Annotated in this window: 20 protein-coding genes; 5 read left to right on the plus strand and 15 right to left on the minus strand. The window is 67.5% G+C overall.

Annotated features, from left to right (window positions below; translation table 11 throughout):
* The first annotated feature begins 58 nt into the window (after positions 1–58).
* On the plus strand, positions 59–2110 hold the full coding sequence (locus BLO63_RS04870) for a PhoX family protein (protein WP_091437149.1): 2052 nt from the start codon (positions 59–61) through the stop codon (positions 2108–2110).
* A gap of 161 nt (positions 2111–2271) precedes the next feature.
* Here the strand turns inward: BLO63_RS04870 and parC are convergent, their stop codons facing one another.
* The 11 genes from parC to rpoZ form a co-directional block, all read right to left on the minus strand.
* Positions 2272–4506 (minus strand): DNA topoisomerase IV subunit A, encoded by a 2235-nt coding sequence (gene parC / locus BLO63_RS04875; RefSeq protein ID WP_091437151.1) that lies wholly within the window; start codon positions 4504–4506, stop codon positions 2272–2274.
* 57 nt (positions 4507–4563) lie between these two features.
* Positions 4564–5292: a DNA repair protein RecO gene (gene recO / locus BLO63_RS04880; protein ID WP_091437153.1), complete on the minus strand. Its 729-nt coding sequence runs from the start codon at positions 5290–5292 to the stop codon at positions 4564–4566.
* A gap of 9 nt (positions 5293–5301) precedes the next feature.
* The gene (era, locus tag BLO63_RS04885; RefSeq protein ID WP_091437154.1) at positions 5302–6273 is read right to left on the minus strand and encodes a GTPase Era; all 972 of its coding nucleotides are present in this window, start codon (positions 6271–6273) and stop codon (positions 5302–5304) included.
* On the minus strand, positions 6270–6989 hold the full coding sequence (gene rnc / locus BLO63_RS04890; RefSeq protein WP_091437156.1) for a ribonuclease III: 720 nt from the start codon (positions 6987–6989) through the stop codon (positions 6270–6272). Before rnc ends, era begins: the two co-directional genes overlap by 4 nt.
* Positions 6986–7741, minus strand: a complete 756-nt coding sequence (lepB, locus tag BLO63_RS04895) for a signal peptidase I (RefSeq protein WP_091437158.1) — start codon at positions 7739–7741, stop codon at positions 6986–6988. The genes rnc and lepB overlap by 4 nt, the downstream gene beginning before the upstream one ends.
* Positions 7742–7872: 131 nt before the next feature.
* Entirely contained in the window at positions 7873–8283 is a 411-nt protein-coding gene (acpS, locus tag BLO63_RS04900) for a holo-ACP synthase (RefSeq protein WP_091437160.1), read from the minus strand.
* Between the two features lie 13 nt (positions 8284–8296).
* The gene (locus BLO63_RS04905; RefSeq protein WP_091437162.1) at positions 8297–9073 is read right to left on the minus strand and encodes a pyridoxine 5'-phosphate synthase; all 777 of its coding nucleotides are present in this window, start codon (positions 9071–9073) and stop codon (positions 8297–8299) included.
* Positions 9070–9663, minus strand: a complete 594-nt coding sequence (gene pyrE, locus BLO63_RS04910) for an orotate phosphoribosyltransferase (protein ID WP_091437163.1) — start codon at positions 9661–9663, stop codon at positions 9070–9072. Before pyrE ends, BLO63_RS04905 begins: the two co-directional genes overlap by 4 nt.
* A gap of 80 nt (positions 9664–9743) precedes the next feature.
* On the minus strand, positions 9744–9932 hold the full coding sequence (locus tag BLO63_RS04915; RefSeq protein ID WP_091437165.1) for a CsbD family protein: 189 nt from the start codon (positions 9930–9932) through the stop codon (positions 9744–9746).
* A 66-nt stretch (positions 9933–9998) separates the two neighbouring features.
* On the minus strand, positions 9999–12200 hold the full coding sequence (locus BLO63_RS04920; RefSeq protein WP_091437166.1) for a RelA/SpoT family protein: 2202 nt from the start codon (positions 12198–12200) through the stop codon (positions 9999–10001).
* A gap of 188 nt (positions 12201–12388) precedes the next feature.
* Positions 12389–12778, minus strand: a complete 390-nt coding sequence (gene rpoZ / locus BLO63_RS04925) for a DNA-directed RNA polymerase subunit omega (RefSeq protein WP_018390957.1) — start codon at positions 12776–12778, stop codon at positions 12389–12391.
* Between the two features lie 245 nt (positions 12779–13023).
* Between rpoZ and BLO63_RS04930 the strand changes: the two genes are divergently transcribed.
* Together BLO63_RS04930 and BLO63_RS04935 are read left to right on the plus strand one after the other, a co-directional pair.
* Complete coding sequence (locus tag BLO63_RS04930; protein ID WP_091437167.1) at positions 13024–13641, plus strand: LabA-like NYN domain-containing protein; 618 nt, start codon at positions 13024–13026, stop codon at positions 13639–13641.
* 5 nt (positions 13642–13646) lie between these two features.
* A complete protein-coding gene (locus BLO63_RS04935; RefSeq protein WP_091437169.1) occupies positions 13647–14318 on the plus strand; it encodes a uracil-DNA glycosylase in 672 nt (223 codons plus the stop codon).
* Between the two features lie 6 nt (positions 14319–14324).
* Here the strand turns inward: BLO63_RS04935 and epmA are convergent, their stop codons facing one another.
* Complete coding sequence (gene epmA, locus BLO63_RS04940) at positions 14325–15368, minus strand: EF-P lysine aminoacylase EpmA (protein WP_091437171.1); 1044 nt, start codon at positions 15366–15368, stop codon at positions 14325–14327.
* 134 nt (positions 15369–15502) lie between these two features.
* Between epmA and efp the strand changes: the two genes are divergently transcribed.
* Positions 15503–16072 (plus strand): elongation factor P, encoded by a 570-nt coding sequence (gene efp / locus BLO63_RS04945; RefSeq protein ID WP_091437173.1) that lies wholly within the window; start codon positions 15503–15505, stop codon positions 16070–16072.
* Positions 16073–16151: 79 nt separating this feature from the next.
* On the opposite strand, the gene smpB is transcribed toward efp, so the two are convergent.
* Positions 16152–16625, minus strand: a complete 474-nt coding sequence (smpB, locus tag BLO63_RS04950; RefSeq protein ID WP_091437175.1) for an SsrA-binding protein SmpB — start codon at positions 16623–16625, stop codon at positions 16152–16154.
* A 38-nt stretch (positions 16626–16663) separates the two neighbouring features.
* Entirely contained in the window at positions 16664–17554 is an 891-nt protein-coding gene (dapA, locus tag BLO63_RS04955; RefSeq protein ID WP_091437177.1) for a 4-hydroxy-tetrahydrodipicolinate synthase, read from the minus strand.
* 344 nt (positions 17555–17898) lie between these two features.
* Between dapA and BLO63_RS04960 the strand changes: the two genes are divergently transcribed.
* On the plus strand, positions 17899–20151 hold the full coding sequence (locus BLO63_RS04960; RefSeq protein WP_091437178.1) for a lytic transglycosylase domain-containing protein: 2253 nt from the start codon (positions 17899–17901) through the stop codon (positions 20149–20151).
* 151 nt (positions 20152–20302) lie between these two features.
* Here the strand turns inward: BLO63_RS04960 and BLO63_RS21425 are convergent, their stop codons facing one another.
* On the minus strand, positions 20303–20437 hold the full coding sequence (locus BLO63_RS21425; protein ID WP_280138035.1) for a hypothetical protein: 135 nt from the start codon (positions 20435–20437) through the stop codon (positions 20303–20305).
* Positions 20438–20440 lie beyond the last annotated feature (3 nt).

A 20440-nucleotide genomic window follows, 5' to 3' on the forward strand; every position in this document is an offset into this window, starting at 1 on the left:
AGGGGTAGCACACTGGAACGCTTCCAACTCGGAGCGGGACAGATTGCCGGAGCCCCCCATGACCGACGACCTTCATCGCCCGCCGCAGGAATCCGCCCACCAGGAAACCGCCGATCAGGCATCGCCCTTCCGCACCAGCCTGCTGGAAGAGGCCGACGGCGCCGGTAGCAACCCGACGCTCAACCCCACCATGGGCGAGCTGATCTCGATCCGCTTCTCCCGCCGTGGCCTCCTCAAGGGCGCCCTCGCCGTTTCCGCCATTGCCGCCTCCGTCGGCCCCGCCGCGCTGATGTCAGCCGAAAAGGCGCAGGCCGCCAGCGACGGCAGCGCCGCCGCGAATGGTTCGGCCTTTAGCTTCATCGAGGTCGAGGCGGGCGTGGACGAGACCCACCATGTCGCCGAAGGCTATGATGCCGAGGTGCTGCTGCGCTGGGGCGATCCGCTTTTTCCCGACTCGCCCGCCTTCGATCCGAAGAACCAGACGGCCGAGGCCCAGCGCCGGCAGTTTGGCTACAATAACGACTATGTCGGCTTCATCCCGCTCGACGGCTCCTCCGAGCACGGGCTTTTGGTGGTGAACCACGAATACACCAATGAGCACCTGATGTTCCCCGGCATCGTCACCCTTGCCGAAGGCAAGCTGAAGGTGGCGCCGGCGGACAAGACGCGCGTCGATATCGAGATGGCCGCGCATGGCGGCAGCATCGTCGAAATCCGCAAGGTGGACGGCAAGTGGCAGGTGGTGCGCGACGGCAAGCTGAACCGCCGCATCACCTCCACCACGCCGATGCAGCTCACCGGCCCGGCCGCCGGCAGCGACCGGCTGAAGACGGCGGCGGACGCGACCGGCACCCAGGTGATCGGCACCCTCAATAACTGCGCCGGCGGCGTCACGCCCTGGGGCACCTATGTGATGGCCGAGGAGAACTTCCACGGCTATTTCCTCGGCAAGCTGCCCGAGGGCCACAAGGAAGCTGCCAACTACAAGCGCTATGGCGTGCCGGAAGCCTCCTATGAGTGGGGCAACATCTATGACCGCTTCGACGTCGCCAAGGAGCCGAACGAGCCGAACCGCTTCGGCTGGATCGTCGAAGTGGACGTGAACGACCCGAACGCGGTGCCGAAGAAGCGCACCGCCATGGGCCGGTTCAAGCATGAGGGCGCCGAGTCGATCGTCGCCAAGGACGGGCGCGTCGTGTTCTATCTCGGCGACGACGAGCGCTTCGACTATGTCTACAAGTTCGTCACTGCGGGCACGTTCAACCCGAACGACCGCGCCGCGAACATGGACCTGCTCGATTCTGGCACGCTCTATGTCGCCAAGTTCGACGCCGACGGCGCGCTGGAATGGCTGCCGCTGGTGTTCGGCCAGGGCCCGCTGACCGCCGCCAACGGCTTCGGCAGCCAGGCCGACGTGCTGATCGAGACCCGCCGCGCCGCCGACCTGCTCGGCGCCACCAAGATGGACCGGCCCGAGGACGTCCAGCCGAACGGCGTCAACGGCAAGGTCTATGTGATGCTGACCAACAACACCAAGCGCAAGGACGACCAGGTCGACGCCGCCAATCCCCGCGCCAAGAACGCCTTCGGCCATATCATCGAGATCGCCGAGGCGGATGGCGATTTCGCCGCCACCAAGGGCAAATGGGAAGTGCTGCTGAAGTGCGGCGACCCCTCGGTCGCGGCGGTTGGGGCGTCCTTCTCCACCGACACCACCCGCAATGGCTGGTTCGGCATGCCCGACAACTGCGCCGTCGATGCCGCCGGCCGGCTCTGGGTCTCCACCGACGGCAACAACCCGAAGGATACCGGCCGCACCGACGGGCTTTGGGCGGTGGACACCGAAGGCGGCGCGCGTGCGACCTCCAAGCTGTTCTTCCGCGTCCCGGTGGGCGCCGAGATGTGCGGCCCGCTGTTCACGCCGGACGACCGCACCGCCTTCGTCGCCGTGCAGCACCCCGGCGATGGCGGCACGGACTGGGCGCCCTTCGGCCGGCCGTCCTATTACGAAGACCTGTCCACCCGTTGGCCCGACTTCAAGGATGACATGCCGGTGCGCCCGGCCGTGGTCGTCATCACCAAGAAGGATGGCGGCAAGATCGGCGTCTGACGTCGGCGGAAAACGAGACCGTCGCGTTCTCATCCCTCATCCCCGGGCTTGACCCGGGGACCCAGCCCGTCCGCACGCGGTTGGTCACAAGCCTGGGTGGCCAGGTCACACCCGGCCATGAGGGGAGCGCGAGGACACTGCCCTCGCCCTCCGGGCGCGTCTCAGCCGAACTTGTTGTTGCGCGGAAAACCCTTGGGCGGCAGGCGGCCGGCACCGGCGCGCTCGCCGCGCCATTCGGTGAGGTCGGTCACGGTCCAGGTGCGGCCGGACGTATCGGTCCAGGTGAGGCCATCGGCGGCGCTGAACACCTTCACGTCGCTCATCGCGCCGTCCTTGTAGCGCTGGAGCCGCACGCCGCGCCCGCGTGCCATTTCGGGGATCTGCGACAGCGGGAACACCAGCAGCTTGCGGTTCTCGCCGATCACCGCGACGCTGTCGCCCGTGGCCGGCGTAACCTTCACCGCTTCCTGCGCATCGACACCAAGGATCTGCTTGCCCTTGCGGGTATTGGCGAGGCAATCGTCCTCGGCAACGAGGAAGCCCCGCCCTTCCTTCGCCGCCACCAGCAGCCGGCGTCCGCCGAGATAGGGCAGCACGTCGAGAATGTCGGCTTCCTGCTCCAGCTCGATCGACAGGCGCAGCGGCTCGCCATGGCCGCGCCCGCCCGGCAGCTTCGAGGCGTCGAGCGTGTAGAAGCGGCCATTGGTGGCGAACACCAGCAGCTTGGCCGTCGTCTCGGTGAAGAAGGTGATCTTGAGCCGGTCGTCGCCCTTGAAAGCCAGGGCGGTGAGATCGGCCACATGGCCCTTCAGCGCCCGGATCCAGCCCTTCTCGGAGACGACGATGGTGATCGGCTCGCGTTCCACCAGCGCCTCGATCACCGCGTCCGCCTTGTGCACCGAGGCTTCCCCGAAGGTGGTGCGGCGGCGGCCGAGCGGCGTTTCGGGCGCAAACATCTTGCGCGTCTCGGCCAGCTGCCGGGCCACCGTCTTCCACTGCAGCGCCTCGGAGCCGAGAAGCTTCTCGATACCGGCCTTCTCCTTGGAAAGCGTGTCGTGCTCCTTGCGGATCTCAAATTCCTCAAGCTTGCGCAGGCTGCGCAGGCGCATGTTGAGGATGGCTTCGGCCTGAACATCGGTCAGTTCGAAGCGCGCGATAAGGGCGGGCTTGGGCTCGTCCTCCTCGCGGATGATGGCGATCACCTCGTCGAGATTGAGATAGGCGATGAGGTAGCCGCCGAGCACCTCCAGCCGGTGCTCGATCTGCCCGAGCCGGTGGCGCGAGCGGCGCAGCAGCACCTCGCGGCGATGGTCGACCCATTCGCGCAGCGCTTCCAGCAGGCTGACGACCTTCGGCACCTGCCCGCCGACCAGCACGTTCATGTTGAGCGGAAAGCGCGTCTCCAGCTCGGTCAGCCGAAAAAGGCTCTCCATCAGCAGTTCGGCATCGACACTGCGCGCGCGCGGTTCGAGCACGAGCCGCACATCCTCGGCGCTCTCGTCGCGCACATCGGCCAGAAGCGGCAGCTTCTTCTCGTTCAGCAGGTCGGCGATCTTCTCCACCAGGCGGGACTTGGGCACGCCATAGGGAATCTCGGTGACGACGATCACATAGGTGCCGCGCCCGGTCTCTTCCTTCTCCCAGCGCGCCCGCAGGCGAAAGCCGCCCCGCCCGGTGGCATAGGCATCGGCGATCGAGGACGGGGATTCGATGATGACGCCGCCGGTCGGGAAGTCCGGGCCTTTCACGAACGTCAACAGGTCGTCGGTGGTGGCCTGTGGGTTCTCGATCAGGTGCAGGCTGGCGTCGATCAGCTCGGCCGCGTTGTGCGGCGGGATCGAGGTCGCCATGCCCACCGCGATGCCGGTCGAGCCATTCGCCAGCAAATTGGGGAAGGCTCCCGGCATGACGACGGGTTCTTCCGTCGTGCCGTCATAGTTCGGGCGAAAATCGACCGCGTCCTCGTCGATGCCGTCGAGGATGAGCCGCGCGACCTCGGTCAGGCGGGCCTCGGTGTAGCGTTCGGCAGCGGCATTGTCGCCGTCGATATTGCCGAAATTGCCCTGCCCGTCGACCAGCGGATACCGCTGGGAGAAATCCTGCGCCAGACGCACCATGGCGTCGTAGATCGCCGCATTGCCATGCGGATGGAATGAGCCCATCACGTCGCCGACGATCTTGGCGCTCTTGCGGAAGCCGCCGCCGGGATCGAGCCGCAGCAGCCGCATGCCGTAGAGAATACGGCGATGCACCGGCTTCAGGCCGTCGCGCGCGTCCGGTAGCGCCCGGTGCATGATGGTGGACAGCGCATAGGCGAGGTAGCGCTCTTCAAGCGCCGCCTTGAGCCCGATCGGTTCGATCGTGCCGTCATCGGTCGGAATCGGTGGCTCACCCATGCCCTGTGCTACCGCGAAGCGCGGGCGGGAACAAGACGCGAACGCACGCGCGCAAAGCTATCCACCGGGCCGTTTCAGCGCGGCCAGCAGCGAAGCGCGGGCATCGGGAAGCGGCAGCCCCCGGGGGTCGAACACGCGGCGGGCCAGAAAATATCCCGTCAGCGCGAAGGCGGCCTCGATATCTTCGGGCAGCGGCGGCTCGGCCACTTCCGCGATGAGGAAATAGGGCAGCGTGAAAAGCTGCGCCTGCCAGGGCGCGCCGGCGTCTCGGCTCACCGCGCGGCCGGATTTCGGCGAGACATAGAGCAGATCGTTGCGCCCGCCGGTGGCGGCGCAGCTCTCCAGATCGAGACCGAAACCCAGTTCGGTCAGGAGTGTCAGTTCGAAACGAGCGATCATCATGCCGGTCAGGCGCTCATGGTGCAGATGCTCGACCATGGTGGCCAGATCGCCGTGCAGCACGGGATGGGGGTCGCGCTCGGGCAGCAGCCGGATCAAGCTGCCCAGATGGCTCAGCGCGAAGGCGGAATGGGCCTGTGCCATCAGCCGGCCGGCATGCGCGGCCGTCACTTCAAGCGTATAGGCGCCGAGCTGTTCGTCGAGACGGGCGCGCCAGGTCACGCGCACCCCGTTGCCCGCCTGCAGCGCCGCCGCCTGCCGGCGCGAGCCGCCGCCGCGCACCAGGCCGAGATGGCGGCCATGGCCGGCGGTCATCACTTCGACGATGGCATTGGCCTCACCGTGGCGGCGCACGCCGAGAATGATGCCCTCGTCGGACCACTCCATCGGGCGGCCTCACTCCTGCGGGAAATCCAGCCCCATCTCGCGGTAGCGCGCCGGGTCGTCGGCCCAGTTCTCGCGCACCTTGACGAACAGGAACAGGTGGACCGGCGCCTCGACGATCTCAGTCAGTTCCTTGCGGGCGGCCATCGAGATCGCCTTGATCGTGTCGCCGCCCTTGCCGAGCACGATCTTCCGCTGGCTTTCGCGCTCGACGAAAATGGTCTGCTCGATACGGACCGAGCCGTCCTTGCGCTCCTGCCAGGAATCGGTCTCCACCGTCGAGCGGTACGGCAGTTCCTCATGCAGGCGGTGGAACAGCTTCTCGCGGGTGATCTCGGCGGCCAGCGAGCGCATCGGCGCGTCGGAAATCTGGTCCTCGGGATAGAGCCAGGGGCCGAAGGGAAGGATCTGCGCCAGCCAGGCGCGCAGGTCCTTCAGCCCGTGCCCGGCGAGCGCCGACACCATGAACAGCCGGTCGAAGCTGGTGAGTTCGGCCACCTTGGCGGCAAGCTCCAGCAGGCTCTCGCGCTTCACCAGGTCGATCTTGTTGAGCAGGATCGCCCGCGGGCGGCGCACATCGGCCAGGCCCCGGATGATGGATTCGACCTCGTCATTGAGGCCGGCGCGGGCATCGATGAGCAGCACCACGGCATCGGCATCACCCGCGCCGTTCCAGGCGGAGCGCACCATCGCCTTCTCCAGCCGGCGCTTGGGAGCGAAGATGCCGGGGGTGTCGACGAGCACGATCTGCGTCGCGCCCTCGATGGCGATGCCGCGCACCAGCGAGCGGGTGGTCTGCACCTTGTGCGAGACGATCGAGACCTTGGTGCCGACCAGCGTGTTGGTCAGCGTCGACTTGCCGGCATTGGGCGTGCCGATGAGGGCGACGAAGCCGCAGCGTGTGTTTTCGCGCGCCGCCTCGGGGGCCGCGCCAGAGCCCTCCTCGCGGCCCTCGTCGGGTGTCTCGTCGATGATGTCGTTCATTGCTTAACCCGTTGGAGGAACGCCGCAGCGGCGATCTTCTGAGCGTTCTGCTTGGAGGAGCCCGTCGCCTCGACCGGCTCGAAACCCGGCACGTCGACGGCGATCCGGAACTCCGGATTATGATCGGGACCGGAGCGGTCGACCAGCCGGTAATGCGGCGGCGGCAATCCGCGCCCCTGCGCCCATTCCTGCAGCGCGGTCTTGGGGTCGCGGGCTGAACTGCCGGGCACGGCGAGGCGGGCGCGCCAGAAGCGATCGACCATGGCCTCGGCGGCGGGATAGCCGGCGTCGAGATAGACCGCCGCCAGCACCGCTTCCACCACATCGGCGAGAATGGCCGGGCGCTCGCGCCCGCCGGAACGTTCCTCGCCGGCGCCGAGCCGCAGATGCGGGCCGAGCCCCATGGCGAGCGCCACCTCGGCGCAGGCATCCTCGCAGACGAGATCGGCGAGGCGCCGCGAGAGTTCCCCCTCCTCGGCGTGCGGAAAGGCGCGGTAGAGCATGTCCGAGACCACGAGGCCGAGCACATGGTCGCCGAGAAATTCGAGCCGCTGATAGGAGCGCACACGCGCCCTGGAGCCCTGCACACCCGTCACCGAGGAGATATGCGTCAGCGCGAGGCGCAGATGGGCGCGGTCGGCAAAGCTGTGCCCCAGCGCGCTTTCCAGCGCATCGAGGCCGGCGTCGTCGGGGACGCGGTTCTTGCCGCGCGTCATCGCACGAAGGAGAAGAGGCGGTTCCAGCGCACCGTCCACGGCCATTTCCAGAACTGCCACGCCGCATCACCTTCCTTCACCGAGAAGAAGATGATCTGGGCCCGGCCGATCAGGTTCTCATAGGGCACATAACCGACCTGGCTGAGCACGCGGCTGTCGGTGGAATTGTCGCGGTTGTCGCCCATCATGAAATAGTGGCCGGGCGGCACCTTGTAGACGTCGGTATTGTCGTAGAAGCCGTTCTCGACGAGATCGAGCGTGTAGTAGCTCACCCCATTGGGCAGGGTCTCCGTCCAGCGCTTCACGCGCTCGACCCGGCCATTGCCCTCGTCGTCCATCCAGTAGCCGGCATCCTCGCGCTTCACCGGCACGCCATTGATGTGCAGCAGGCCACCGATCATCTGGATCTCGTCGCCGGGAAGGCCGATCACCCGCTTGATGTAGTCGGTGCTTTCGTCGCGCGGCAGCTTGAACACCACGACGTCGCCGCGATTGGGCGTCGAGCCGAGGATGCGGCCGTCGAACAGCGGCGGCGAGAGCGGCAGCGAGAAGCGGCTGTAGCCATAGCTGAACTTCGAGACGAAGAGGTAGTCGCCGACGAGCAGCGTCTCCTTCATCGAGCCGGAAGGGATGTTGAACGGCTGGAACAGGAAGGTGCGGATCAGAAGCGCGATCAGGAACGCCTGGAGAATGACCTTGACGGTTTCGCCGAGGCCACCTTCCTGCTTCTTCGGTTCGGTGGTGGACGTCATGTTGCCTTCCGGTGCGCTCAGCGGCACGGCATGCGCCGCGCAGGGCGGCCGTGCGGCTCCTATAGCCGCTCAGTGCGGCGGCGGCAACGCGCGCCGCTCACGATCGCACGAGGTGACGGGGCGGAAGCTCTCTACACGTCCGGCGTGGCGGGAACGGCGCTGATGATGACGAAGGCCTGCGCCAGCGGACCATCATCGGTGATGGTGAGGTCGATCCGCGCCTCGAAGCCGGCGGGGGTGAGGGCGTCGAGCCGCGCCTTCGCGCCGCCGGTGAGCGTCAGGGTCGGCCGCCCCGAGGGCAGGTTGACCACACCCATGTCGCGCCAGAACACGCCCTGCGCCAGCCCGGTGCCGAGCGCCTTGGCGCAGGCCTCCTTGGCGGCGAAGCGCTTGGCATAGCTCTCCGCCCGGCGGGCGCGGCGATCGGATTTGGCGCGTTCCACCGGGGTGAACACCCGGTCGAGAAAGCGCTCGCCATGGCGCTCCAGCACCTCGGCGACGCGCCTGACGTCGGTGATATCGGAGCCAATGCCGAGGATCACGCCCTGCCCTCCCTCACGCCGCCTGCGGCGCGCCGAGGCGGGCGCGGCCGCGCGCCATCGCGGTACGCATGTGGCGGATGGCGCCTTCCAGCCCGACGAAGATCGACTCGCCGATGAGGAAATGGCCGATATTGAGCTCGCGCACCGCCGCCACGCCGGCCATCACTTCCGCCGTGGCGAAGTCGAGCCCATGCCCGGCATGGATTTCCAGCCCGAGTTCGCTCCCCTGCCCGGCCGCCGCCAGCAGCCGCGCCAGCTCGGCCTCGGCCTTGTCGCTCTGGCCGGCGGCGATGAACTCGCACCAGGCGCCGGTGTGAAGCTCGATCACCGCCGCGCCGATATCGGCGGCGCGGGCGATCTGGTCGGCGTCCGGCGCGACGAACAGCGACACGCGGATGCCGCCATGGGCGAGCTTCTCCACTTTGTGGGCGAGGTCGATGCCACCGCCGATGACGTCGAGGCCGCCTTCGGTGGTGCGCTCCTCGCGGCGCTCGGGCACTAGGCAGGCGGCGTGCGGGCGCTGCTCCAGGGCGATGGCGACCATTTCGTCGGTCGCCGCCATCTCGAAATTCAGCGGCACGGTCAGCTGCTCGCGCAGACGCCGCATGTCGCTGTCGCGAATGTGGCGGCGGTCCTCGCGCAGATGCGCGGTGATGCCGTCGGCCCCGGCGGCGCAGGCCAGCTGGGCCGCGCGCACCGGATCGGGCAAATCGCCGCCGCGCGCGTTGCGAATGGTGGCAACGTGATCGACATTCACGCCGAGGCGGATGGGGGGAATGAGCGTGGTCACGCCTTCACCCCCTGGATGCTGCGCGAGCCGGGCTTGACCGGCGGCAAGGCGGCCAGCTCCGGCGGCAGCGCGTCGGCGGGATAGGCGGGGATATCGAGCCGGGCGAGCGCCACCAGCGGGACGCCGAGATCGGCCTTACCGTTCGAGCGGTCGATCAGGCAGGCGGCGCCGACGACATTCGAGGTGTGCTCGGCGATGGAGGCGAGGCATTCGCGCGAGGAAAGCCCGGTGGTGACGATGTCCTCCACCATCAGCACCTTGGCCTCGGGCGGAATGGTGAAGCCGCGCCGCAGCTGGAAAGTGCCGCCCTCGCGCTCGACGAACACCGCCATGGCGCCGAGCTGGCGGGCGGTCTCATAACCCGGCACGATGCCGCCGACGGCCGGCGACACGACATAGTCGATCTTGCCGAAGGCGGCCTCGGCCTTCTCCGCCAGCGCCTTGCACAGGCGCGCGGTGCGGACCGGGTCCTGGAAGATGAACATCTTCTGCAGGAAAATCGGGCTGCGCAGGCCGGAGGAGAGGATGAAATGCCCCTCCAGCAGCGCACCCGCCGCACGGAACTCGGCCACGACCTCGTCTTGTGTCATCTCGAACGCCTGGAGCAGGTTGCTGAATGGGTGGCGTGATAGCCCATCCCGGGGGCCACGTCACCCATTCGCCGCTCCGATCAGGCGCGGGCGACGGCCCCCTCGCGCACGGCGCGGCTGCGGGCACGGGCGCAGGCCAGCGCCGCTTCCCCGGCCAGCTGCTCGACGCGGCCGCTGGCGATCATGTGGCCGTCGCCGGAGAGCCGACCCCACAAGGCCTTGGCAGCGCCGGAGACGATGCGGACATTGGCGTGGATCTGTTCGGTCATCGGTGTCTCCTGCGAACGCTGCGTGGAACTGCCGATGAAACGCCGAACAGGGTTAACGGTTCCTTGTCAGCCGTTCACCCGCTCGACGCTGGAGACGACCGGCCGGGCGCGCAGATCGGTGAGGATGCCGTTGAGGTGGCGCAAATCATAGACGCCGATATCGATCACCATCCGGGTGAAATCGGCCGAGCGCGAGGACATGCGCAGATTCTCGATATTGCCGTCGCGCTCGCCGATCACCTGGGCGACCTGGGCCAGCGAGCCAGGCTCGTTGGTGGCGACGACGACGATCTGCACCGGGAAGCGCTGCGGGTCGTCCTCCTCGACATCCCAGCGCACGTCGAGCCAGCGCTCCGGCTCCTCCTCGAAATCCTGCAGCGCCGGCGACTGGATCGGGTAGATGGTGATCCCCTCCCCGGGCGAGAGGATGCCGACGATGCGGTCGCCCGGCACGGCGCCGCCATTGGGAGCGAAGCGCACCGGCAGCTCGCGGTTGATGCCGCGAATCGGGATGGCGGTGAGCGGATCGGGGTCGCTCTCAATGCCGGGAATCTTGAACTTCAGGCTCTGGCCCTGCTCCAGCTCGAACCAGCCCTCGCCCTTGAGCGCGGCGCGCTCTTCCGGGCGCGGGCCGGTCCATTCCGGATGCACCGCCTTCACCACATCGTCCGAGCGCATCTCCCCGCGCCCGACGGCAGCATAGACGTCCTCCAGCGAGGCGCGGGCCAGGCGGCCGACCGAAGCCGCCAGCTTCTCCTCGGAGAACACCTTGCCGGCGCGCACGATGGCCCGCTCGACGATCTTCTTGCCGAGCCCGGCATATTGCGCCCGCACGGCGGCGCGGGTGGCGCGACGGATGGCGGCGCGCGCCTTGCCGGTGACGACGATCGATTCCCAGGCCGCCGGCGGCGTCTGGCCGGAGGCGGTGATGATCTCCACCTCGTCGCCATTCTGCAGTTCCGACACCAGCGGCGAGATCTTGCCGTTGATCTTCGCCCCCACCGCCCGGTCGCCGACGCCAGTATGCACGGCATAGGCGAAGTCGATCGGGGTGGCGCGGCGCGGCAGGGTGATGAGACGGCCCTTGGGGGTGAAGCAGAACACCTGGTCGTGGAACAGTTCGAGCTTGGTGTGCTCCAGGAATTCCTCGGGGCTGGAGCCTTCGGCCAGCAATTCGATGGTGCGGCGCAGCCAGGCATAGGCGTTAGAATCGCGGGTCAGCGGATCGGAGCCGCCGGTGTCCTTGTAGAGCGCATGCGCGGCGATGCCGTATTCGGCGATCTCGTGCATCTGCCGGGTGCGGATCTGCAGTTCGACGCGCTGCCGGCCGGGGCCGACCACGGTGGTGTGGATCGAGCGGTAGTCGTTCTGCTTGGGGGTGGAAACATAGTCCTTGAACCGCCCCGGCACGAGCGGCCATTTGGTATGCACCACACCGAGCACGGCGTAGCAGTCCTCCACGGTGTCGACGAGAATGCGGAAGCCGTAAATGTCGGAAAGCTGCTCGAACGCCACCGATTTGCGCTCCATCTTCCGCCAGATGGAGTGCGGGCGCTTCTGCCGGCCGGTGACGACGGCCTCGATACCCTTCTGTGCGATGGCATCGGACAGTTCGCGCTCAATGGCGGCGACCAGCTCGCCATTGTTCTCCTTGAGCGCCTGCAGCCGGCCGAGGATGGAATCATAGGCTTCCGGCGACAGCTGGCGGAACGACAGGTCCTCCAGCTCCTCGCGCATGTCGTGCATGCCCATGCGGCCGGCGAGCGGCGCATAGATATCCAGCGTCTCCTGGGCGACGCGGGAGCGCTTTTCCTCCGGCACCCATTTCAGCGTGCGCATGTTGTGCAGGCGGTCGGCGAGCTTGACCAGCAGCACGCGCACATCGTCGGCGATGGCGAGCAGCAGCTTGCGCAGGTTTTCGGCCTGCTTGGCCTGCTTGGACACCAGATCGAGCTTCTTGATCTTGGTCAGGCCCTCGACCAGCGCCCCGATCTGCGGGCTGAAGATGCGGTCGATCTCCTCGCGGGTGGCGTCGGTGTCCTCGATCGTGTCGTGCAGCAGCGCCGCCACGATGGTGGCGTCGTCCAGCTTGAGGTCGGTCAGGATCGCGGCGACTTCGAGCGGATGCGAAAAATAGGGATCGCCCGAGGCGCGCTTCTGCGTGCCGTGGGCGCGCATCGCATAGACGTAAGCGCGATCGAGCAGCGCTTCGTCGGTATTGGGATTGTACCGGCGCACGCGCTCGACGAGCTCGTACTGCCGCATCATGACAGGGACTCGCGAGAAGGATCGACCGAGGCGGCCGCTGGGCTAGATATCGTCCGCAAGCCCGGCCAGCGCAAGCCGCATGTGGCGGAAAAGGCAGGCTAAACGGAAACGGCCCGGCACAGGGCCGGGCCGTTCGCGTGATTTGTGATCAGGTGACAAGCCCGAAAACCGATCCACCCAAAAGGGCGTCAGCCCTCGTCGTCGTCGCTCGGCTCGGGGGGCACCAGCCCCTGCAGGCCGGCCAGCAGCTCTTCCTCGGTCATGCGGTCGAGCATGACGTCGGAATCGTCGCCGCCCGACGAATGCGACGAGGCGATCATCGGAACAGTCTCCGGCTCCGGCTCGTCCACCTCGGTGAACTTCTGGAGCGAGTGGATCAGTTCCTCGCGCAGATCTTCCGGCGAGACGGTCTCGTCGGCGATCTCGCGCAGGGCCACAACCGGGTTCTTGTCGTTGTCACGGTCAACCGTGATCGGCGCGCCGGACGCGATGGCGCGCGCACGGTGGCCGGCAAGAAGGACCAGCTCGAAGCGATTGTCGACCTTGTCGATGCAGTCCTCGACGGTGACGCGAGCCATGCTTCGGCACTCCTGACGGGATAAGGGAAGCGGCGTCCTTAAACCAATCCGCCCTCAGGGGCAAGCTTTCCCGGGAGAGGCCTGTGTCGGGCCGCTCACGATCAAGCGATTAAAACCGGCTGATAACAGGCCGCTTCGTCTCGCCGTCGCCATAAATCGGTTATGTCTATAGGCGGCGGACGCGGCCCTGCGTCGTTGGGGCGTCTGCGACCTAACCAGATTGTCAGTCCAGGTATTTTATCATTATGGCCAACGGCATGGAAAAGATCGCCCTCTTCATTGATGGGGCAAATCTGTACTCCGCCACCAAGTCGCTCGGTTTCGATATCGACTACAAGCGCCTGCTCAAGGACTTCCAGGGGCGCGGCTACGTTCTGCGGGCATTTTATTACACGACGCTGGTCGAAGACACCGAATATTCGTCGATCCGCCCGCTGCTCGACTGGCTGGATTACAATGGCTATTCGGTAGTGACGAAGCCGGCGCGGGAGTTCACCGACAGCCAGGGCCGCCGCCGGGTGCGCGGCAACATGGATATCGAACTCGCGGTCAACGCCATGGAGTTGGCCGACCATGTCGACCACATCGTCATCTTTTCCGGCGACGGCGATTTCCGCTCGCTGGTGGAGGCGGTGCAGCGCAAGGGCGTGCGGGTGACGGTAGTCTCCAGCATCCACACCCAGCCGCCGATGATCGCCGACGAGCTGCGCCGTCAGGCGGACGTGTTCCTCGACCTGGTGGACCTGCAGGCCCGCGTCGGCCGCGACCCGGCGGACCGTTCCGGCCGCATGCAGGAGACGCCGCGCTTTCTGGAGCGCCGCACGCCGGCGCCCTCCTCCGACGACGACACGGCGGACGCCTGAATCCGATGGCGGCTGTCCTCGACGCCTCCCCGGCGGTGGCGGCGCCCGAGCCGCCGCGCGACTGCCCGCTCTGCCCGCGCCTGGTTGCCTTCCGCGATCACTGGCGGGAGCAGGAGCCCAGCTGGCACAACGCGCCGGTGCCCTCCTTTGGCCCGGTCGACGGACGGCTGCTGATCGTCGGCCTCGCGCCGGGCCTGCGCGGGGCCAACCGCACCGGCCGCCCCTTCACCGGCGATTATGCGGGCGAACTGCTCTATTCGACCCTGATCACATTCGGCTTCGCTACCGGCACCTTCGAGGCGCGCCCCGACGATTCGCTGCGCCTCGTCGATGCGCGCCTCACCAATGCCGTGCGCTGCGTGCCGCCCGAGAACAAGCCGACCACCGACGAGATACGGACCTGCCGGCCGTTCTTCTCCGCCACGATCGGCCTGCTGCCGAGCCTCAGCGCCATTGTCGCGCTGGGCAAGATCGCCCATGACCAGGTGCTGGCGGCACATGGCGAACGGCTCTCGCACCACAAATTCGCCCATGGCGCCGTGCACCGGCTCGGCGATCTGGTGCTTTTCGACAGCTATCATTGCTCGCGCTACAACACGAATACCGGCGTGCTGACGACGGAGATGTTCCACGCCGTGTTCGCCAAGGTGCGCGCCCATATCGACGCGCTGGGCTGAGCCCGCTCAGGGCGCCACCGGCGCCCACAGCACATCCTCGATCCGCCGCGCGCCGGCCGCCAGCATCACCAGCCGGTCGAACCCCAGCGCGATGCCCGAGGCCTCCGGCATCTGCGCCAGGGCAGCGAGAAAATCCTCGTCGATGGGGTAGCGCTCGCCATAGACGCGCTCCTTCTCGTCCATCCACTCGATGAAGCGGCGGCGCTGCTCGGCCGGGTCGGTGAGTTCGCCGAAGCCGTTGGCGAGTTCGACGGCGCAGACATAAAGCTCGAACCGTTCGGCAAGGCGCGGGTCGGAGGGCTTGGGGCGGGCCAGCGCCGCCTCGGACAGCGGGTAGTCGCACAGGATCGTCGGGCGGCCGATACCGAGATGCGGCTCGATTTTCTCCACCATCACTCGGGTGAACACATCCGCCCATGTGTCGTCAGGCGCCACCCGGATGCCCGCGCGCTGCGCCGCCTGCCAGAGACGGTCGCGGTCGTTGCCGCCCGCACCGACGCTTTCCATCAGCTCGATGCCGGCGAAGCGGGAAAAGGCCTGCGCGACGGTGAGCCGTTCGGGCGCCTGCGCCACGTCGCAGGACAGGCCGCCGAAATGGAAAAGCGAGGCGCCCACCGTTTGCGCGGTCACGGCCAGCAGCGCCGCGCAGTCCTCCATCAGCGCCTCATAGCCCGCATGGGCGCGGTACCATTCCAGCATGGTGAACTCGGGATGGTGCAGCGCCGTGCGCTCGCCATTGCGGAACACGCGGGCGAAGGTGAAGAGCCGCGGCTCGCCCGCCGCCAGCAGCTTCTTGGCGGTGAATTCCGGCGAGGTGTGGAGATAGCGCGGCGCGCGCGAGCCGTCCGGCCGCTCCAGCTCGGTGGCGAAGGCCTTGAGGTGGATCTCATTGCCGGGCGACACCTGCAGGATCGGCGTCTCCACCTCAATGAAATCCTGCGCGGCGAAGGCGGCGCGCAAGGCCGCCTGGATCTTCTGCCGCGCCAGCAGGAAGGGGCGCCGGTCGGCATGGCTCTGCGGCGACCACCAGGGCGAGGCGGATACGGACATGGCGTTGCTCCGGCGCGCGCAGTGCGGGATGCGGGCGGGGTTGGCGGAAAGCGGGCGCGCTTGTATAGGAGGCGCCAATGGAATCCCAGCGGTGCCCCGCGCGATGCGGCGCACCCAACAGCCAGAGGACCGCAATGGTCAAGGTCATCGCCAGCACGCTGCGCAAGGGCAACGTGGTCGACATGGACGGCAAGCTCTATGTCGTGCTCACCGCCGAGAACATCCACCCCGGCAAGGGCACGCCGGTGACGCAGCTCGACATGCGCCGCATCTCCGACGGCACCAAGGTCTCCGAGCGCTACCGCACCACCGAGCAGGTGGAGCGCGCCCTCGTCGAGGACCGCCCCTACACCTTCCTCTATTCGGACGGTGAAGGCTTCCACTTCATGAACCCGGAAAACTACGACCAGATCGCGGTGTCGCCGGATGTGATTGGCGACCAGGCCGCCTATCTCAGCGACGGCATGCAGGTGCATCTGTCGGTGCATGAGGGCGTCGCCATCGCCATCGAGCTGCCGCAGCGCATGGTGCTCGAAGTCGTGGAGACCGAGCCGGCGATGAAGGGCCAGACCGCCTCCTCCTCCTACAAGCCGGCCATCCTCTCCAACGGCGTGCGCTCGGCGGTGCCCCCGCACATCGCGGTCGGCACCCGCATCGTCGTGATGACCGCCGACGGCTCCTATGTCGAGCGCGCCAAGGACTGAGCGGCTCTGACAGATCGAATCAAAAAGCCCGGCCAAGTGCCGGGCTTTTCTTTTGTTTCGCCTTTGAAGAACGGCGACCCTATCCCCGGTCGCGCAACAGGCGTTGCTTGTCGCGCGCCCAGTCCTTGGCTTTCAGCGCCTCGCGCTTGTCATGCGCCTTGCGGCCGCGGGCGATGGCGATCTCCACCTTGGCGCGGCCCTGCTCGTTGAAATAGATGCGCAGCGGCACCACCGTCATGCCCTCGCGCTCCACCGCCTGCCAGATCTTGGCGATCTGCCGCTTGTGCAGCAGCAGCTTGCGCGGGCGGCGCGGCTCATGGTTGAAGCGGTTGGCCTGCAGATATTCCGGGATGAAGGTGTTGTAGATGATGGCTTCGCCCGTCTTGGCCGAGACATAGCTCTCGGCCACGGTGGCGCGCCCGCTGCGCAGACTCTTCACCTCCGTACCGGACAGCGCGATGCCGGCCTCGAAGACCTCTCCGATCTCGAAATCGAACCGCGCCCGCCGGTTGTCGGCGACGACCTTGCGGTCCTGTGTCTTTTTCTCGGCCATCGCTTAGCTCCGAACCGGAGCGGATGCCCCGGCCTGCGTCAGTTGAGGATCCCGGCGTGGCGCATCGCTGCGCGGACGGTTTCCTTGGTCTTTTCGGTGACGGGCACCATCGGAAGGCGGGCCTCGTCGGCGATCTTGCCGAGCAGGCTCAGCGCATATTTGGTGGGGCTCGGGTTGGTTTCAACGAACAGCGCCTGAAACAGCGGGAACAGACGGTCCTGCAGCTCCAGCGCCTTGACGTAGTCGCCGGCGATGCAGGCCTCGATCAGCTGGGCGCAGAGCTTGGGCGCCACGTTCGAGGCGACCGAGATGCAGCCGTCGCCGCCATGGGCCATGAAGGCCAACGCGGTGGCGTCCTCGCCGGAGAGCTGGTTGAAGGCCGGGCCCATCGCCTGGCGCTGCTGGCTGACACGCACGAGATTGGCGGTCGCGTCCTTCACGCCGGCGATGTTGGGCAGCTCATAGAGCCGCGCCATCGTCTCCACCGACATGTCGATCACCGACCGGCCGGGGATGTTGTAGATGTAGATCGGAATGCCGATCGCGTCGTTGATGGCCTTGTAGTGCTGGTACAGGCCCTCAGGGCCGGGCTTGTTGTAGTAGGGCGTGACCACAAGCACCGCATCCGCCCCCGCCTTCTCGGCGTGGCGGGCGAGGTCGATGGCCTCGATCGTGTTGTTGGAACCGGCGCCGGCGATGACGGGCACCCGGCCGGCGGCCTGCGCCACCGTCCATTCCACCACGGCCTTGTGCTCGTCATGGGAGACGGTCGGGCTCTCGCCCGTGGTGCCGACGGGCACGAGGCCGTGAATGCCTTCCGCGATCTGCCAGTCCACCAGGTCCCGGAACGCTTTCTCATCCAGCGCGCCATCGCGGAACGGCGTCACAAGCGCCGTAAAGGATCCACGGAAGGGCAGCGGGTGGGACATGGCGCGCTCCTGAAGCTTTCTCGTCCTTGTCGCGCAACACGGCCAAGCATGTTGCGGCGAAGGGGGCATCAGATATCGCGTCGGCGCGGCCGAAGGAAGGGCATTGTTGGCGCTTCCCATGGCAAAGGCGCGCAAAGCGCCTGCCGATACGGTACGCTGCCCCCGTTTTGCCGGGTTGCGCTTCTATATCGAGCCGATGCAGCGATTGATCCAAAGCGATGCGGCTGCGCTGGGGTTGTGGTTAGCACTTCGTCAATAAGATCGCGCGACAACTGAGGCTGCCCGTGCCGGCCCATAGGAGGGCCGCACCGGGCACGATGCGTTTGTCAGGAGAGCGAGCCGCCATGAGCGAGTGCGTGAACGAACATCCGCTGCGGCGGCGTTCCGAAAACGGCTCCCGTCGCCACGCCGGCGCGGTGCTGCCGGTCGCGGCCATGCTGCTGCTCGGCTCGGCCGGGTTCATTCCCGCGCTGCCGCTCTCGCCTGCCGAGGCTGCAACCCCCACCCCCGCGCCCAAGCCGGCGGCGAAGCCCGCTGCCAAATCCGCAGCCAAGCCCTCCAAGGACAAGACGGCGAAGACGGCGGCCAAGAAGCCCGCCCCGACCCCCGCCGCCAAGCCGACGCTCACACCCTCCGCCAAGGTGACGGCCGCTTCCGCCGCCAGTGGCATGGCGCTCGCGGCGAGTTCGTCGCTTGCCGGGGCCAGCGGCGACCTGAAGACCGCGACCGACCTCATCGACCAGGGCCAGAGCGCCCAGGCACTGGCCATGGCCGACCGGATGCGTGATCCTGGCGCGCAGGCACTGGTGCGCTGGCTGGCGCTGCGCGTCACCGCGCGCGATGTCGGCTATGACCGCGCCGTCACCATTCTGGAGGCGCACCCCACCCTTCCGACCCCGATCGTGCTGCGCCGCCGGCTCGAATATCTGCTCTATGTCGAGAACAAGGATCCGCAGACGATCCTCAACTTCTTCGCCGAGCAGGCGCCTTATTCCGGCGAAGGCAAGATCGCATTGGCGCGGGCGCTGTTTGCCGCCGGCGACCAGAAGGCGGGCGCGGCCTGGCTGCGCAATGCCTGGCAGGAGGACGCGCTCGGCTCCGACACCGAATCGACGGTGATGGTCGAATTCGGCGGCCTGCTCACCCGCACCGACCACAAGTACCGCGCCGACAAGCTGCTCTACGCCGAGGACAGCGAACGCGGCCTGCGCGCGGCGCAGCGCGCCGGCAATGACGTCGTGGCGCTGGCACGGGCCCGCATCGCGCTGTCCACCGGCAAGGGCGATGTCGCCAAGCTGCTGGCGGCGGTGCCGGCCTCGCTGCGCTCGGACCCGGCCTACATCTACACGCTGGCCAAGATGCAGCGCCGGCAGGGCGACCACGCCGCTGCCGCGCGTACGCTGTCCAGCGCGCCGAAGGATGGCGCCGTGCTGGTCGATCCGGACGAATGGTGGGTGGAGCGCCGGCTGGTGGCGCGCGGCCTGCTCGACAAGGGCGATGCCCGCACCGCCTACAAGGTGGCGCGCGAGGCGGCCGAGCCGGAAGACGAGCACATGCGGGCCGACCACCATTTCACGGCGGGCTGGCTGGCGCTGCGCTACCTCAACGAGCCGAAGGCGGCACTGGCGCATTTCGCCAAGGTGCCGGAGCGGCAGACTCATCCCGCCACCGTGTCGCGCGGCTATTACTGGCAGGGCCGCGCCTATGAGGCGCTCGGCTCCACCGCCAATGCGCGCTCACAATATGCGACGGCCGCCCAGTATGGCACCGCCTATTACGGCCAGCTCGCCGCCGCGCGGCTGGGCAATTCGCGGGTGAAGATCCAGACCGCGCCCACCGCCAATGCCGCCCAGCGCAACGCCTTCAACCGCGACGAAGGCGTGATGATCTTCAAGCTGCTGGAGAAGCTGGACAAGTCGAACCTCTCCATCGCCCTCGGTTATGACCTCGCCGAGCGGCTGCCGGATGCGGCGCAGCTCGGCCTGCTGGCGGAACTCGCCAAGCAGCAGGGCGACGCGCGGGCGATGACGATGATCGGCAAGGTGGCGCTCAATCGCGGCATTCCGCTGGAGGCCGAGGCCTATCCCACCATCGGCATTCCCGCCTACCAGCCGATCACCGAGGATGTCGACCGCTCGCTGGTCTATGCCATTGCCCGGCAGGAGAGCATGTTCAATCCTTCGGCGCGCTCCTCCGCCGGCGCGACCGGCCTGATGCAGGTAATGCCCGCCACCGGCGCCACCATCGCCCGGCGCACCGGCACCAAGCTCGATCCCAGGCGGCTCGCCGTTCCGGCGGTGAATGTGCAGTACGGCGCAGCGGAGCTGCGCAGCCTGCTCGACAACTACCAGAACAATTATGTGCTGACCTTCGCCGCCTACAATGCCGGGCGCGGCAATGTGGCGAAGTGGATCGCCGCCTATGGCGACCCGCGCGACCCGTCTGTCGACCCGATCGACTGGGTGGAGCGCATCCCCTTCTCCGAGACGCGCAACTATGTGCAGCGGGTGATGGAGAACGCACAGGTCTACAAGTCGCGCTTCGGCTCCCGCGATTCGTTGCAGATCGAGGCGGATCTGCGCGGCTCGCGCATCTGACCCGCGCGGGGCGGTGGCTCAGCCGTCGCTCCCGCCCCGCCTCAGCCCTGCCGGCGGCCGCCCATCAGGCGGCGAAGCCAGCAGCCGCCGATGCAGCCGACCAGATAGGTCCCCACCAGAAGCAGCGTCACGTCGATGGCGAAGGGGGTCATCACGCGCCCTTCGTCGTGTCGGTGGCGGGCGTGCGGGCCCGCTTCGGCGCGCAGCCGCTCCACCAGCCGGTGGCAAGGCCGACGATGAGGGCGGCGGCCAGATACGGCCAGAGTTCAAGCGCCAAGAACAACATGCC

Source organism: Ancylobacter rudongensis, assembly GCF_900100155.1.
GTDB lineage: Bacteria > Pseudomonadota > Alphaproteobacteria > Rhizobiales > Xanthobacteraceae > Ancylobacter > Ancylobacter rudongensis.